General features: G+C 41.3%; 1 protein-coding gene. It reads left to right on the forward strand.

The annotated features are described in order from the left end of the window. Positions 1 to 269 (forward strand): hypothetical protein (locus tag R0J88_RS20445; RefSeq protein WP_410900941.1); only part of this gene is annotated, 269 nt, incomplete at both ends.

Consider the following 269-nt stretch of genomic DNA (forward strand, 5'->3'; position numbering starts at 1 on the left):
GGGAAGACTTGGAAGTGAACTACCCGCTCATTATTGCCTGCTATTTTGGTATACGTGCAATCATCAGTGTTATGTATATTTCATCCATTAGTAAACTCGATTCTCGCGGCGAACTTTCCTCAAGGCTTGGCTTCGCCCTATTAGTTAGCGCAGTTATTAGCCTTTCATCCGTTATTTTTGACCCGCCCTTGCGTTACCTTGTTGCTTATATTGGGATTGTTCTTGATATTCTGTTTCCTGTATTTTTCTGGACTAAACTAAAACCGTTG

It is taken from the genome of Pseudoalteromonas sp. SIMBA_162 (assembly GCF_046535955.1).
Classification (GTDB): domain Bacteria; phylum Pseudomonadota; class Gammaproteobacteria; order Enterobacterales; family Alteromonadaceae; genus Pseudoalteromonas; species Pseudoalteromonas marina.